The organism is Dyella sp. 01L423 (genome assembly GCF_056399945.1).
Map to the genome: position 1 here is coordinate 80,417 of NZ_JBFTSI010000004.1, position 14,823 is coordinate 95,239.

The following is a 14,823-nucleotide window of genomic DNA, read 5'->3' on the forward strand; positions in this document are numbered from 1 at the left end:
GCGACGAACTTGCGCGGCCATGCCTCTCGGCACGTGCTGCCCATTCGCCAACGACTCGATGTTTGCGCCCTCGCTACTCATCCCTATTCCTTCTCTCGTCTGCTTGATTCAGCGACCCAATGCCTGCACCAATCGCACTCGGCGGTTGTCCGGCACCTCGTTGTAAGCCAGTACGTGCAGGTTCTGTGCCACATGGCGAGTGAAGCGTGCGAGCCACGGACGCAGCTGCGGTGCGACCAGCAAAACGGCCGGTTCGCCGCTCATTTCCTGCTTGCGCGCAGCGTCGGCGACGCCTTGTTGCAGGCGGTCGGCGAGGCCCGGTTCCACCGCAGCGCCTGCCACGCCGCCATTTGCGAGCGATCCGAGCAGGATCTGCTCCAGCTCCGGCGCCAGCGTGATAACCGGGATCTCGGTACCGAGGCCAGAAATCTCCTGGACGATCTGACGACCCAGCGCCACGCGCACGGCCGCACTGAGGGCGCCGGGATCCTGACTCTGGTTCGCGTGCTCCGCCAAGGATTCGACGATGGAACGCATATTGCGGATCGGCACCCGCTCGGCCAGCAGGTTCTGCATGACTTTGACCACCACGCCCAGCGACAGGCGCTTGGGCACCAGGTCTTCCACCAGCTTGGGCGTTGTCTGGGCGAGGCGATCGAGCAGCTGCTGCACGTCCTGGTGGCCGAGCAGTTCGTGCGCGTGGCTCTGCAGGATGTGCGACAGGTGCGTGGCCACCACGGTGGCCGGATCGACCACGGTATAGCCCAGGCTCTGCGCCGTTTCGCGCTGGCCCGGTTCGATCCACAGCGCTTCGAGGCCGAACGCCGGATCGCGCGTGGCAATGCCTTGCAGCCCTTCCTGCACGCGACCGGGATTGATTGCGAGCAGGCGATCGTTGTGCACCTCGGACTCGCCCATCGGCACGCCCATCAGGCTGATGCGATAGGTGTTGGGGCCAAGATCCAGGTTGTCGCGGATATGCACCGGCGGCACCAGGAAGCCCAGCTCCTGCGAGAGCTTGCGGCGCACCGACTTGATGCGGCCCATCAACTCGCCGCCCTGATGCGTATCCACCAGCGGAATCAGCCGATAGCCCACTTCCAGACCCAGCGGATCGACGCTGGCGACGTCTTCCCAGCCCAGTTCGAGACGTTCTGTCGGCGCGGCCGGCGGCAGCACTTCAGCGGCGGCCTTTGCCACGCGCTCGACCGCTTCGCGATCGCGCTTGATCATCAGCCAGGCCGCACCACCGCAGGTACCGCCCAGCAACAGGAACGCGATATTCGGCATGCCCGGAATCAGGCCCATTACGCCCAGCACCACGCCCGCCACGGCGAGCGCACGCGGTTGCCCGAACAGCTGGCCGATGAGCTGCTTGCCCATGTCGGTGGACTTGGACACGCGCGTCACGATCACGGCGGTGGCGATCGACAGCATCAGCGATGGAACCTGTGCCACCAGGCCGTCGCCGATGGTGAGCAGCGTGTAAGTCTTGGCAGCTTCGCCCGCCGAAAGCCCGTGCTGGAAAATGCCGACGAAGAAGCCGCCGACGATGTTGATGATCAAAATCAGAATGCCGGCGGTGGCATCGCCGCGCACGAACTTGGAGGCACCGTCCATCGAGCCGTAGAAGTCCGCTTCCTCGCGCACTTCCTGGCGACGGTCGCGCGCCTGTTCCTGGTTGAGCAGGCCGGCATTGAGATCGGCGTCGATCGCCATCTGCTTGCCGGGCATCGCATCAAGGGTGAAGCGCGCCGTCACTTCGGACACGCGGGTCGCGCCCTTGGTCACCACCACGAAGTTGATGATGGTGAGGATGGCGAACACCACCAGGCCCACCGCGAAATTGCCGCCGATGACGAACTCGCCGAACGCTTCGATCACCTTGCCCGCGGCGCCAGGGCCGTCGTGGCCATTCAGCAGCACCACGCGCGTGGAGGCGATGTTGAGCGCGAGGCGCAGCAAGGTCGCCATCAGCACCACCGTGGGGAACGCAGCGAATTCCAGCGGGCGCATCACGTAGATCACCGCCAGCAGGATCACCAGCGACAACGCGATATTGAAGCTGAACAGCATGTCCAGCAGGAACGGCGGCAGCGGCAGCATCAGCATCGCCAGCGCGGCGAGCATGATCACCGGCGCGCCGAGGCCGCGGCGTCCAAGCGTCTTGAGAGTGCCTAAGGCAGTAGCGTTTGCCATCACTGTTCCATCAGAACTTGTAGGGACCCATCAGGTCCGGATCAACATCGGGTTGCGGCGCCGACGGCGGTGCATCACCGCGCGACACTGCCTGCTTGAGCTGGAAGACATAGGCGAGCACCTGGGCCGCGGCGACGTACAGCGCCGAGGGAATCTCGCGGTCGATCTGGGTGGTGGCATACAGCGCGCGGGCCAGCGGCGGCGCTTCCACGGTGGGGATGCGGTGGCTGGAGGCGACCAGGCGGATCTGCAGCGCGAGTTCGTCCATGCCCTTGGCGATCACGCGCGGCGCGCCCATGCGGCCTTCGTCGTAGCGCAAGGCCACGGCAAAGTGCGAAGGGTTGGTGATCAGCACGTCCGCCTTCGGCAGCTCTTGCATCATGCGCTTGCGCGCCATCTGGAACTGCAGCTGGCGAATGCGGCCCTTGAGCTCGGGATTGCCGTCGCTCTCCTTCGATTCGTCCTTCAGCTCCTGGCGCGTCATGCGCAGGCGCTTGGTGTGGTCGAACTTCTGGTACAGCGCGTCGGCGCCGCCGATCAGCGCGAGGATGGAGCCAAACAACAGCGCGCCATGCCCGAGCAGACTCATGGCCTTGAACGTGCCGGCGCGAACTTCGCCGACGCCGGTGGCCATCAGGTCGTCCTGCCAGTTCTTCAGCACCATCACCAGCACGCCGCCGATCAGCAGCAGCTTGAGCAGCGACTTGGCCAGTTCCACCAGGCCACGCATGGCGAAGATGCGGCCAAGCCCCTTGATCGGATCGAGCCGCTCGAACTTGGGCTCCAGCGCCTCGGCGCTGAAATTGAGGCCGCCGAGCAACAGCGGCGCAGCGAGCGCGGCCAGCATGGTGGCGAGCGCCACCGGGGCAAACAGCGACATCGCCTCGTGCATCGCCATCGAGAGCGCGCGCCCGGGCAATTGCTCGGAGAACAACGCAGCGCGATCGTAGGTCAGCCCCAAGCCGTAGATGCGCCTCACGTGCTCCATCGCCGCCGCGCCGCCATTCATCAGCGCGGAAACGCCGGCAAGCACCACCACCGCACCCGACAGATCGCGCGATCGGGGAACGTCGCCCTTTTCGCGCGATTCGCGCAGGCGTTTTTCGGAGGGTTGTTCAGTGCGTTCCTGATCGTCGTTCTCGGCCATGGCGTATCCCTCAGCCGCCCGCCAGTTCGTGCATCAGCGTCCATGCGGTGTTCTGCAAAGACTCGAAGGCACCCGGCAAGGTGTGCAGCGACAGCCACAGCGCGACGAAACCCAGGGTGACCGTGATCGGGAAACCCACCGCGAACAAATTCATGGACGGCGCCGCACGACTGATCGCGGCAAAGCCGATATTGACCATCAGCAGCGAGGTCATCGCCGGCAGCGCCACGCGCACTGCGCCGCCGAACAGATGCGTGGCGAACGCGACCACGGCGTACAAACCCTTGGGATCGATTACCGCCTGCCCCGGCGGCAAGCTATGGAAACTGTCCGCCAGCAGCGAAATCAAACGCAGATGCCCGTTCATGGCGAGGAACAGCAGCATCACCATCAGCAGGTAGAACTGGCTGAGCACGGGCGAACTGCCGCCGCCACGCGGATCCACCGTTTCGGCAAAGCCCAGGCTCATGCTCTGCCCCACCAACTGGCCGCCCAGCGACACCGCTTCGAACGCGAGCTTCAGCACGAAACCAATCGATGCGCCCATCAGCAACTGCGCCACCATGGTGGTGATGCCGTCGGCCGTCATCGGATCAATCGTGGTCGGCGCGAGCGGCGCCAGCACCACGGTCAGCATCAACATGATGGCGAGCCGGAAACGCTGCGGAAGCACTGAGTCGCCGAACACCGGCGCAACCAGACACAGCCCGCCAACGCGAGCCATCGCCCACAACAGCGAGCCGATCAGCCCCTGCAATTGAGCGAGCTGCACGGTGGTCACTTCACCGCCCCGGGCAGGCTCTCGATCAGCTGGCGCGTGAATTGCACCAACGTGCGTAGCATCCAGGGACCGGCGATCAATGCGACCGCGGCCATGGCGACCACCTTGGGGATGAAGCTCAAGGTCATTTCGTTGATCTGCGTGGCCGCCTGCACCACACCGATGATCAGGCCCACCAGCAGTGCGGTGAGCAGCAAAGGGGCGGCGACCATCATGGCTACGTAGAGCGCGTGCTGGCCAAATTCGATGACGGATTCAGGCGTCATGGTGCGACCTGCGCAACGCGATGACCAAGACGCACCCTCACCGTCATCCCTGCGAAAGCAGGGATCCAGTGCCTTTGGCCCTGCTTCGTACGCAGCGTGAAAAGTCGCTGGATCCCTGCTTTCGCAGGGATGACGGTGAGGAGGAGGCAGGCGTGAGGAAACAAGATGCCGCTCATGTGTAAAAGCTCCCCGCCAACGTCCCCAACAGCAACGTCCACCCGTCCACCAGCACAAACAACATGATCTTGAACGGCAGCGAGATGATCGTGGGCGACACCATCATCATGCCCATCGACATCAGCACGCTGGCCACCACCAGGTCGATGATCAGGAACGGAATAAACAGCAGGAAGCCCATCTGGAACGCAGTCTTCAGCTCGCTGGTGACGAAGGCAGGCATGGCGACGCGAAACGGCACATCTTCCTTGCTGGCGTACGGCTGCTCATTGGCCAGGTGGGTGAACAGCTGCAGATCCGCATCGCGCGTCTGGTCGAGCATGAAATGCTTGAACGGTGCGGCGGCGGCGGGCACCGCCTGCTCGGCCGTCATCTGGCCGTCCATATACGGTTTCACGCCGTCGGCATAGGCGTGATTGAGCACCGGCGACATCACGAAAAGCGTGAGGAACAGCGACAGGCCCAGCAGGATCTGGTTGGACGGCGTCGAGCTCGTACCCAGCGCCTGACGCAGGAAGCTCAGCACGATCATGATGCGCGTGAACGACGTCATCATCAGCAACACGGCGGGCAACAGCGTCAGCACCGTCATCAGCGCCAGCAACTGCAGCGACAGCGTCCAGTTCTGCGCGCCGCCGGGTGCGTTCTGCACGGTAAGCACCGGAATACCGGCCGGCGACGACGGCATCTGCGGCATGGATGGCATCGCAGGCATGGCCGGCGCCGCCCACAACAGCACCGGACACATCATCAGCAAGACCAGGAGAATCCAACGGACGTGCTTCATCACTTGCGCTTCCAGCGGGCCAGCACGTCGCCGAACGGCGCGATCGGCAGTTGCGGACCGGCTTCGGGCGCAGGCGCCACGCCTTCGTAAACGTGCAGCGTGCGCATGCCGCCCTGCCCCATGCCGATCAGCAGGCGCTTGCCGTCCGCTTCGACCAGCATCAGGCGATCGCGCGCGCCCACCGCCATGGTATCCACGCAACGCATGCGACGTCCGCCTGGCGTCGTGCGTGCCTGCAGCCGGCGACTGAACCAGCCGGCCACGAAGATCAGCGCAATGATCGCGGCGAGGCTCAACACCACGCGCACCAGCTCGCCACCCACATTGATCTCGGGCGCAGCGGCAACGGGAAGGACCAGGGCCATCATCGCGCTCACCGCAACTTGCGCACGCGCTCGGCCGGACTGATCACGTCGGTGAGACGGATGCCGAAGCGGTCGTTGATCACCACTACTTCGCCGTGCGCCACCAGCGTGCCGTTGACGAACACGTCCAGCGGTTCGCCGGCGGAGCGATCGAGTTCCACCACGGAGCCCTGGTTGAGCTGCAGCAGGTTGCGGATGCTGATGCGGGTGCGGCCCACTTCCATGGCGAGCGTGACCGGTACATCGAGAATCATGTCGAGGTTGACTTCGGAGCCTTCGCCCAGCGGGGCGCTCAGCTGATCGAATTCGACGCGCTGGGTAGCGCTGGCGGCGTCATTGGGGGTCATGCGAGGTCAATCTCCAGGGTGGTTTCGGTCGATAGGCGCACTTCGCGGCGTCCCGTCTGGGCATGGAAGCGGACGGCAGTGCGGCCGTTGTGCTGGCCGTAGCGGCCGCGGAACACCGGCACGTCTTCGGCAAACACCGTGCTGAATTCCGGCAGCTGGATCGGCAGCACGTCGCCGGGACGAAGACGCAGGAATTCGCCGATGCTCAGACGCGTCTCCAGCAGCAGCGAGCTGAGCTCCACTTCCGCATCCAGCACTTCGTCCTGCAGCGTTTCGGCCCAGCGGTGATCGCGATCGACGCGGTCGCTCTGCACGCCGGCATCGAGCAAGGTACGGATCGGCTCGACCATGGCGTACGGCAAGGTCAGGTGCACTTCACCGCCGCCGCCGTCGAGTTCGATATGGAACTTCGACACCACCACGGTTTCAGTGGGGCTGACGATATTGGCGAACTGCGGGTTGATTTCTGAATTGAGGTATTCGAAGTTGAGCGGCAACACCGGCGCCCACGCTTCCACCATCGAGGCGAACAACTCGGTCAGCATGATCTGGATCACGCGGTTCTCGGTCGGCGTGAAATCGCGGCCCTCGATGCGCGCGTGGAAACGTCCGTCGCCGCCGAAGAAGTTGTCGATCACGGTGAACACCAGGCGCGGCTCCATCACCACCAGCGCGGTGCCGCGCAGCGGCTTGATGCGCACCAGGTTGAGGTTGCTGGGCACGGCCAGCGCGTGGACGTACTCGGCGAACTTCATCATCTTCACGCCGAGCACGGACACTTCGCAGGTCTTGCGCAGCACGCCGAACACGGCCGTGCGGAAGAAGCGCGCAAAGCGATCGTTGACCATCTCCAGCGTGGGCAGGCGGCCGCGCACGATGCGGTCCTGCTGGGTGAAGTCGTACGAGATCACCGCATCGGGCGGCAACGGCTCGTCATTGCCCGTTTCGACGGCGCCGCCTTCCACGCCGTCGAGCAGGGCATCGATTTCTTCCTGTGAAAGCAGGTCGCTCATCGCCGCTGTCCCGTCACTGCATCACGAAGCTGGTGAAGTACAGCGCTTCCACGCCCGGACGCCCCAGGCGCTTCTCGATGATCTTGCGCACCGCGTCCAGCGCCTGCGCCTGCAGCTTCTGCTTGCCCGCGGCGTCGCTGAGGATGGAGTAGTCCTGGCTGCTGAACAGCATCACCAGCGCATTGCGGATCACCGGATCGGCGTCCTTCGCCGCCGCCAGCGCCGCCGGGTCATGCGACATCAGGCTCACGCCCACCTGCAGGAAGCGCATGGACTGGTCGTCCTTGAAATTGACGACGAACGGCGGATCCAGCATGAGGTATTGCTCCTGCTTGGACAGCGCCACCTTCGGCTCATCACCCTCCGCACCATGCGCACCGCTGCGCGAGTTCATCACCAGGTAGCCGGTCACGCCGCCCATGGCGAGCAACGCCACGCCCATGATCAACACGAGCTTGTTCGATCCCTTCTTCGGCGCTGCGGCCGCCGCTTCTGCTTGCTCGTTCTGAGCCATGCGAAATCAATCCCTATCAAAGTTCAATCGCCGGCCACCCGCCACGGGCGGCACATGTCCGTTGTTTGCAAACGGCATGCCATCGGTGGAAGACGTTGCTGTGCCTGGGTTTGCGCGGGATCGCGACGGGATCGCGGCGCTTTCTTGACGCGTGTCGGGGATTGGGCGTGACGGGGTGGTGGCGGTGGTCGGAAGCTTGTCGCGCCCGGCGCTGGTCTGTGGGAGCGCACCCTGTGCGCGACAGCTACGCTGGGATGTACCGCTCCGTAGGTTTGTCGCGCACAGGGTGCGCTCCCACAAAAAAAAAGCCGGTCGGCACGGATCTGCGTGTTCCCTTGTAGGAGCGCACCTTGTGCGCGACCGCAGAGCTGCGACGTACCGCGCCGTGGGGCTGTCGCGCACAGGGTGCGCTCCTACAAGAGAATGCACGCCCGCCAATGGCGGGCTCGGCTCTTGACCCGGGGTCCCCGTATGACGCGGCGGGCGGGCTCCGGGGGGCCCTTTCTTTTGGTTACTTTTCTTTGGGCAAGCAAAGAAAAGTAACTCGGGCCGCGGCAGCGGCACGAAGGCCCGCGGCAGGCGATCCAGGTCGCGATATCGCGACATCCGAAGCCCATCGCCACTGGATCCCGGCCTGCGCCGGGATGACGAAGTAGAAAGGTTCCCGCGAGCACCCACCCCTCACCCCAACCCTCACCCCGCAGGGGAGAGGGAGAAGAAAAGCGGGTTACGCAAACATATCCACCAACCCCACCACCTTCATCACCGACCCCGCTACCGAAGCCAACTCCCCCACACCCTCAGCCACCCCACCCTCAGACCCGGAAGAGGAACCACCCGACGTCCCGGCCTGAGAAGAACCCTGCCCCGTATTCCCCTGCCCCACCTGTGTCTGCCCCAGGGTCAAACCATGGTGCGCCAGCATCGAATCAAGCTGGCTCAGTGTCCGCTGCACGGCATGCACGGCCTGCGGGTGCTGCGCGATGAAGGCCACATCCACGTGGTCCTGCTTCACGCTCACTTTCACATCGAGCTCGCCGAGGTCTTCGGGATGCAGGCGGATGCGTGCTTCCTTCACGTCCTGGCCGCCCAGCCAGGTGACCTGCTGGCTCAGCTCCTGTCCGAACGATGGCGATCCCACGCTCGATTGCATGCTGAGCGCATGCGGCGCCGGTGCTGTCGCGACGCTCGACGGCGTCTGCGGTTGCTGCGACATCGCCTGGGCGGTGAGATTCTTCAATGCATCGAGTGAATCATCGCCGTGATTGCCCTGGCTCGACGAGGCTGTCATGGCCTGCAAGGCAGTGCTGAATGCATCGCCCTGCACGCGCGGCGCGGCATCGGTCGTCGAAGCAGCCGCCGCGTCATCGCCGTCGTCCGCGTCCTGCGCAGACATGGAAAGGCTCTTGTCCTTGACGCCTGCCATGGCCGTTGCGAGGTCGTCGGTAGTGCCCGCCTTCGGCTGCCCCGAGGCTTGGGCAGCTCCGAGCAACGCGACGGTGGCCGGCGTCACAGCGGATGCGGTCGCTGCAGTGACTGCGTCAGTCGCATCTTCGCCATCGGCAGCCGCGGGCACCGCACTGGCAGCCGCCGAAGCCGGCACGCTCTGGCCCAGCAGGGCGAGCATCGCTGCGGTGGTGGCGGGCGTGTCAGTGGCCGACTTGTCGTCGTCCTTGTCATCCTGCTTGCTCTTGGAAGGAGACTGCGGCTGGGTCGCGGAGGCGGGCTTGGCCGCAGCGTGCCGCCCGTGCGCAGGACGGGACGCTTCGCTCTGCCGAGCCAGCTGCTGGTGCGCATGCTGCAAAGGCTTGCTGAAATCTTTGTTCGGATCATTGGACGAAGCGCTCGTCGTATCGCTGGCAGGCGCGTTCGTCGGCGGCGGCAAGTTCACCACCGCGGCAATGGACGAGGTCATACGATGATCTCCTGGAATGCGTTCATGGTGGTGCTCACGACAGTCCCCTCGCCGGCCGGCGGTACTGATTGCGTTCGTCGACCTCGGCCTGCTCGCGACGGTCTTCGCTCTTGCGTTCCTGCTCGCGGTAGCGATCGATCACGCTGCCCAGCGCCTGCTCGCGCGCGTGGGCTTCACGCCACTGGTTGCGCGCGCCGTCGAGAAAGCGGCGTTGGCGCGCCACTTCGTTGATCTGTTGCGCGATCACCTGGTCGATGCGCTCCACGAACTGGCGTCGATTGAGCAAGGCGCTCACGCTCACCCCGCCCTGCGCCTCGGCGTATTCGGCGCGGTATTTCTGCAGTTCTTCGAGCTGCTGCTCGGCCTTGGCAAGCTTTTGCTGCTGCTCGGCCAGGCGCTGCATGGCCGTTTCCTGGCGGTCGTGTGCCAGGTCGGCGGCCGGTTGCAGACGGTTTGCGCGGGATGTCACGGCGTGCCTCCAGCGGTAAGCATTTCAAGAGCGCCAATGGCGTCATTGAGCGTGGTCGGCGCATCCACTTCCTGCTGCAGGAAGTCGCGCAGCCTCGGCCACATGGCGATGGCGTGATCCACCTGCGGGTCGGAACCCTTCTGGTAGGCGCCCACGGTGATCAGATCGCGCTGCTGGCGATACGCCGAATAGACCTGGCGAAAACGCTGGGCGGAGCGCAGGTGCTCGCGCTTCACCACGGCCGGCATCACGCGGCTGATCGATGCTTCGATATCGATGGCGGGATAGTGGCCGGCTTCAGCCAGATCGCGCGACAGCACGATATGGCCGTCGAGAATGGCGCGCGAGGCATCCGCGATGGGATCGTGGCGATAGTCGTCGCCTTCGGTCAGCACGGTGTAGAAGGCGGTGATGGAACCACGCCCTTCGGCATCGTTGCCCGCACGCTCGACCAGTGCCGGCAGCATGGCAAACACCGACGGCGGATAACCCTTGGTGGCCGGCGGCTCGCCGATCGCCAGCGCGATCTCGCGCTGTGCCTGGGCGTAGCGCGTGATTGAATCCATCAGCAGCAGCACACGCTGGCCGCGATCGCGGAACCACTCGGCAATGGCGGTGGCGTATTGCGCGCCGCGCAGTCGCTTGAGCGGCGGCGCGTCGGCCGGCGCAGCGACGATCACGGCGCGGGCGCGCCCCTCGGCGCCCAATGTGTGTTCGACGAATTCCTTCACTTCGCGGCCGCGCTCGCCGATCAGGCCCACCACGACCACGTCGGCGTCGGTATAGCGCGTCATCATGCCCAGCAGCGTCGACTTGCCGACGCCGGAACCGGCGAACAGGCCAAGGCGCTGTCCGCGGCCCACGGTGAGCAGTGAATTGATCGCGCGCACGCCGGTATCGAGCGGCGTATCGATGGGCTTGCGCGCCATCGGGTTGATCGGTTCGTTCTTGAGCAACGCGTGCTCGTCGACATCAAGCGGACCCAGGCCATCGAGCGGCACACCGTCGGCGCCGATCACGCGGCCCAGCAAGGCCATGCCCACCGGCAGGCCGCTGGTGTGCGCGCATGGCCGCACGCGTGCGTTCGGCAGCACGCCATGCATCTCGGCGACCGGCATCAGCAACAAGCGTTCGTCGGCGAAGCCGACCACTTCGGTTTCCAGTTCACTGCCATCGGCCGTGGTGACCAGGCAGCGTGCACCCAGCGGCGCCTCGCAGCCTTCCGCTTCCAAGGTGAGGCCGACCACGCGGCGCAGGCGCCCTTCCACGGTCAGCGTGCGCGCGCCGATGGCGCGTTGACGACGACGGGCCAGTCGCTCCTGCCACAAGGCGGCCCGCGACGGGCTGGGCGCGTTCATCCACGCACCTCGTCGGCATCTTCATCGATGCCTTCGGCTTCGGCGCCGAGCACGGCGTCCACCACGGCGGCGAGGCGTGTTTCAACACGGGCGTCGAGACGTGAGCGCTCGCTTTCCAGCAGGCAATCGCCGCGCTGCAGGCTGTTGTCAGGCAGCAACTGCCAGTGCGATTCCACCATCTCAAGCGAACGCAGCAAGGCGAGATCGTCCGGATGCAGGCGAACGCGCAGGTTGCCGCTGGCCGAAGGCAGCGCCAGCGCCGCCTGGCGCACGGCTTCCACCACCAGGTCGGGCGCGGTGCGCAACTCGTGCGCCAGCACCTGGCGCGCCACCGTCATGGCCAGCCGGGTCAGTTCCAGTTCCACCAGTTCGTCCATGCTGCGCAGTGGACGCGCTGCCGATTCCAGCAAGGCGTCCAGTCGCTGCATGCGCTCCTGCAGCACCTGCTGCGCCTCGGCCATGCCCTGGGCAAGTCCGGCGGCATGGCCTTCTTCACGTGCCTGCTGCTCGATCGACTCCAGGTCGCGCACAGTGGGCTGCTGCACCGGCTCGGGCGCCGGCTCGATCGCCACCGGCTCGCCCACCTCGGGCGGCAGCCAGCGTTCGAAGGGCAGCAGCTTGTCGCGGTTCATCACGGCATTCATGCGACCAGCTCGTCACCGGTGCCGGAGAGATTGATGGCGCCGGAATCGGCCAGCTTGCGCGCGATGGCGAGCACTTCCTTCTGCGCCGAATCCACTTCGCTGAGGCGAACCGGGCCGGAGACCTCCAGATCGTCGCGCAGCATGTCGGCCGCGCGCTTGGACATATTGGCGAAGATCTTTTCGCGCACGCCGGGTTCGGCGCCCTTGAGCGCGGTGACCAGGCGAGCGGTCGGCACTTCGCGCAACAGCGTCTGCATGCTGCGGTCGTCGAGGTCGCCGAGGTCTTCGAACACGAACATCAGTTCTTCGATGCGTCCGCTCAAACCCGAATCGTGGGTACGGATGGCCGCCATCAGTTCGTTTTCGCGACTGGTTTCCATCGCGTTGAGGATATTTGCCGCCGCCTTGAGGCCGCCGACGCTGGCGGATTTGAGCTTCTTGGTGTTGCCGCCGGCGAACTGGCGCTCCATGATTTCGTCCAGCTCGTTCAACGCATGCGGCTGCACGCCGTCGAGCGTGGCAATACGCATCACCGCATCGCTGCGCACGCGCGGCGCCAGATAGCCGATCACTTCGGCCGCCTGATCCGGTTCCAGATGCGCCAGCACCAGCGCGATGATCTGCGGATGTTCCTGGCCGATCATCTCGGCGATGGCGCGGCTCTCCATCCACTTGAGCGACTCCAGCCCCTTGCTGGAGCGACCGAGCAGGATGCGATCGATCAGGCCGCCCGCCTTGTTCTCGCCCAGTGCATTGACCAGGATCTTGCGGATGTATTCCTCGGTGCCGACGCCCAGCGAAGTGTGCCGACCCATGTCTTCATTGAGACGGGCGAGCACCATTTCCACTTGCTCGCGGGTGACGTTGGTGAGGCTGGCCATGGCCGAACCCACCGCCTGCACGTCGCGTGCGCTCAGATGCCGGAGCACCTCGGCCGCGTCCTGTTCGCCCAGCGTGAGCAGCAGGATGGCGGCACGCTGCGCGCCGCCGATTGGCGTTTCTGCTTTCATGATGCGTTCTGCCCGCTGACTTGTTTCACCGTCGCCTGCCGCTGACCAGCCAGCGGCGACTTGCGATGTCGACGCTGATCCTGCGGACGTCGTGCGAATTCGCGCTTAGCCGCCATCTTCGCCCACCCAGCTCTTGACCACCTGCGCCACCTGCTTGGGGTTTTCGCCGACCATGCGACGCGCCAGACCGATGCGCTGCTCGTACGCCAGCTGCGGCGGCACGCCGAGCTTGAGCACGTCGTCGCCGTCGTCCTTGTCGTCCACACGCACCGAAATGGTCGGTGTGTCCATGGGCATGGCGCCGGCCAAAGCAAGCTCGCGACTGGTGGACGGCGCGCGCGACAGACCGCGCAGGAGCGGACGCAGCAGCCCGAACGCCACCACCAGCGCCACAAGGATGCCGGCCGCCTGCTTGATCAGGTCGAGCATGCCCGGGCGCTCCCAGAACGGCTGTGCCGGCGTGGCTACGTCGTTGCTCGGGTCCTGGTGGAAGGCCTGGTTGATCACGCTGACGCTGTCGCCGCGCGCTTCGTTGTAACCCACGGCGTTGCGTGCAAGCGTGGTGAGGTGTTCCAGTTCCTGCGGGGTGAACGGGACGCTCTTGCTGCCGCCCTTGTCGCCCGTCACCAACTTGTTGTCGACCACCACGGCCACGGTGAGCCGCGCGAGGCGTCCCGCCGGATCGCTGACGTGGCTGATGGTGCGATCCAGTTCGTAGTTGCGCGTGGCGCTGCTGGAATTTTGGCTGGGGCCGCTGCTCTGCGCCGTTGCGGCCGTCTTGCCTGCCGCGTTCTTGCCTGCGGCAGGCTTCGCGGCAGTCGGCTGTGCCACGGTATTCGGCGGCTGGTTGCTCAGCGCGCCGGGAATCGAAGCGTCGTTCGCTTCGCCGGTGTGCTGTTCGCTGTTGGTCTGCTCGCTGCGCAGCGCGGGATGTTCGTGGTCGAAGGTCTCCGTCGCCTTCTCGGTCTCGCTGAAATCGAGATCCGCGTAGACCTGCGCGCGCACCTTGCCCGGACCGACCAGTGGCGTCAGCAACTCTTCGATGCGCTGCGCATACGTGTTCTCGATGCGCGTGGCCAGGCGCAGACGCGTATCGCCAATGGCGCTGGCGCTGCCCGCATCGGTGGTGGTGAGCAGCTGGCCCGCCTGATCGACCACCGACACCTGCTTGGGATCGAGATTGGGGACGCTCGACGCCACTAGGTGGACGATCGCTGCCACCTGGCTCGCGTCGAGCTGGCGACCGGCATACAGCGTCACCAGCACCGAAGCGCTCGCTTCCTTGTTGTCGCGAATGAAGGCCGACGGCTTGGGCAGCGCCAGGTGCACGCGCGCTGCACGCACCGACTGCAGGCCCGCGATGGTGCTGCCCAGATCGGTTTCCAGCATCTGCTGGTAGCGCGTGCGCTCGGCCAGATCGCTCATGCCAAACGGTGAATCGGCGCCCGGTGCTGCAGCAGTGGCGGAACTGCCCTGCGGCAGGCCCTGCGCGGCAAGCTTGAGGCGAATGGCCGCCAGATCGGACGCGGGCACCATGATGGAGTTGCCATCGGCACCCAAGGTGTAGGGCGTATTGGAGGCCTGCAGCGCCTGCGTGACGGCGGCGGCGTCCTTTTGTTCCAGGCCCGCATAGAGCAAGCCGTAGTTGGGGCCGCGCGACCACAGCACCACGGCCACGCCGAGGGCAACGGCGCCGGCCACGCCCACCAGTAGCAACAACTGTCGTGTTGCCGGGGTGCGCGCAAGCTGCTTGAGGTCCAGGCGAGAACCGGGGCTTTCGTCGGTGGTCGCGAGGGCGTTATCGGCCATGAAGACTGCTCTTGCTTGGGGG

15 protein-coding genes are annotated in these 14,823 nt (G+C 65.5%); all 15 read right to left on the reverse strand.

Going from position 1 to position 14,823, the window contains the following annotated elements:
• Positions 1 to 108: 108 nt before the first annotated feature.
• The 15 genes from flhA to fliF all read right to left on the reverse strand — a co-directional run bounded on the left by flhA (position 109) and on the right by fliF (position 14,801).
• A complete protein-coding gene (gene flhA, locus AC1DMY_RS12985; RefSeq protein ID WP_477165362.1) occupies positions 109 to 2,199 on the reverse strand; it encodes a flagellar biosynthesis protein FlhA in 2,091 nt (696 codons plus the stop codon).
• 10 nt (positions 2,200 to 2,209) lie between these two features.
• A complete protein-coding gene (gene flhB, locus AC1DMY_RS12990; RefSeq protein WP_477165363.1) occupies positions 2,210 to 3,346 on the reverse strand; it encodes a flagellar biosynthesis protein FlhB in 1,137 nt (378 codons plus the stop codon).
• Positions 3,347 to 3,356: 10 nt separating this feature from the next.
• Positions 3,357 to 4,127, reverse strand: a complete 771-nt coding sequence (gene fliR, locus AC1DMY_RS12995) for a flagellar biosynthetic protein FliR (protein ID WP_477165364.1) — start codon at positions 4,125 to 4,127, stop codon at positions 3,357 to 3,359.
• Complete coding sequence (fliQ, locus tag AC1DMY_RS13000) at positions 4,124 to 4,393, reverse strand: flagellar biosynthesis protein FliQ (RefSeq protein WP_046973101.1); 270 nt, start codon at positions 4,391 to 4,393, stop codon at positions 4,124 to 4,126. Before fliQ ends, fliR begins: the two co-directional genes overlap by 4 nt.
• 172 nt (positions 4,394 to 4,565) lie before the next feature.
• Complete coding sequence (gene fliP / locus AC1DMY_RS13005; protein WP_477165365.1) at positions 4,566 to 5,357, reverse strand: flagellar type III secretion system pore protein FliP; 792 nt, start codon at positions 5,355 to 5,357, stop codon at positions 4,566 to 4,568.
• Complete coding sequence (fliO, locus tag AC1DMY_RS13010) at positions 5,357 to 5,725, reverse strand: flagellar biosynthetic protein FliO (protein WP_477165366.1); 369 nt, start codon at positions 5,723 to 5,725, stop codon at positions 5,357 to 5,359. The genes fliP and fliO overlap by 1 nt, the downstream gene beginning before the upstream one ends.
• A 5-nt stretch (positions 5,726 to 5,730) precedes the next feature.
• Positions 5,731 to 6,069, reverse strand: a complete 339-nt coding sequence (fliN, locus tag AC1DMY_RS13015; protein ID WP_441602974.1) for a flagellar motor switch protein FliN — start codon at positions 6,067 to 6,069, stop codon at positions 5,731 to 5,733.
• The gene (gene fliM / locus AC1DMY_RS13020) at positions 6,066 to 7,082 is read right to left on the reverse strand and encodes a flagellar motor switch protein FliM (RefSeq protein WP_441602975.1); all 1,017 of its coding nucleotides are present in this window, start codon (positions 7,080 to 7,082) and stop codon (positions 6,066 to 6,068) included. The genes fliN and fliM overlap by 4 nt, the downstream gene beginning before the upstream one ends.
• A 13-nt stretch (positions 7,083 to 7,095) precedes the next feature.
• Positions 7,096 to 7,596 carry a flagellar basal body-associated FliL family protein gene (locus tag AC1DMY_RS13025; RefSeq protein ID WP_477165367.1) on the reverse strand — a complete coding sequence of 167 codons (501 nt, stop codon included), beginning with the start codon at positions 7,594 to 7,596 and terminating at the stop codon, positions 7,096 to 7,098.
• Positions 7,597 to 8,323: 727 nt separating this feature from the next.
• A complete protein-coding gene (locus AC1DMY_RS13030) occupies positions 8,324 to 9,511 on the reverse strand; it encodes a flagellar hook-length control protein FliK (protein ID WP_477165368.1) in 1,188 nt (395 codons plus the stop codon).
• A 34-nt stretch (positions 9,512 to 9,545) separates the two neighbouring features.
• The gene (gene fliJ, locus AC1DMY_RS13035; RefSeq protein ID WP_477165369.1) at positions 9,546 to 9,980 is read right to left on the reverse strand and encodes a flagellar export protein FliJ; all 435 of its coding nucleotides are present in this window, start codon (positions 9,978 to 9,980) and stop codon (positions 9,546 to 9,548) included.
• The gene (gene fliI, locus AC1DMY_RS13040; RefSeq protein WP_477165370.1) at positions 9,977 to 11,338 is read right to left on the reverse strand and encodes a flagellar protein export ATPase FliI; all 1,362 of its coding nucleotides are present in this window, start codon (positions 11,336 to 11,338) and stop codon (positions 9,977 to 9,979) included. The genes fliJ and fliI overlap by 4 nt, the downstream gene beginning before the upstream one ends.
• Positions 11,335 to 11,982: a flagellar assembly protein FliH gene (locus AC1DMY_RS13045; protein ID WP_477165371.1), complete on the reverse strand. Its 648-nt coding sequence runs from the start codon at positions 11,980 to 11,982 to the stop codon at positions 11,335 to 11,337. Before AC1DMY_RS13045 ends, fliI begins: the two co-directional genes overlap by 4 nt.
• The gene (fliG, locus tag AC1DMY_RS13050; protein ID WP_441603154.1) at positions 11,979 to 12,974 is read right to left on the reverse strand and encodes a flagellar motor switch protein FliG; all 996 of its coding nucleotides are present in this window, start codon (positions 12,972 to 12,974) and stop codon (positions 11,979 to 11,981) included. The genes AC1DMY_RS13045 and fliG overlap by 4 nt, the downstream gene beginning before the upstream one ends.
• Before the next feature lie 123 nt (positions 12,975 to 13,097).
• Positions 13,098 to 14,801 carry a flagellar basal-body MS-ring/collar protein FliF gene (gene fliF / locus AC1DMY_RS13055; protein ID WP_477165372.1) on the reverse strand — a complete coding sequence of 568 codons (1,704 nt, stop codon included), beginning with the start codon at positions 14,799 to 14,801 and terminating at the stop codon, positions 13,098 to 13,100.
• Positions 14,802 to 14,823: the final 22 nt, after the last annotated feature.